The 225-nt window shown below is 58.2% G+C and carries 1 protein-coding gene; it reads left to right on the top strand.

All coding sequences use genetic code 11. The features are described from left to right. On the top strand, positions 1-225 hold a 225-nt coding region (locus tag J5M73_RS31780), incomplete at both ends, for an amino acid permease (RefSeq protein WP_207817087.1).

Genomic DNA, 225 nt, shown 5'->3' on the forward strand with positions numbered 1-225 from the left:
GTTGGGCAATTACCGCTGTCGGCATGTTGACCCTGGCATTTGTCTTCCAGACCCTGGCCAATCGCAAACCTGATCTGGACGGTGGTGTATATGCCTACGCCAAGGCCGGATTCGGCGACTACATGGGTTTCTCGTCCGCCTGGGGCTACTGGATCAGCGCCTGGCTGGGCAACGTCGGCTACTTCGTCCTGCTGTTCAGCACCCTGGGCTATTTCTTTCCGGTGT

It is taken from the genome of Pseudomonas sp. 50_B (assembly GCF_017491625.1).
GTDB classification, from domain to species: Bacteria; Pseudomonadota; Gammaproteobacteria; order Pseudomonadales; family Pseudomonadaceae; genus Aquipseudomonas; species Aquipseudomonas danubii.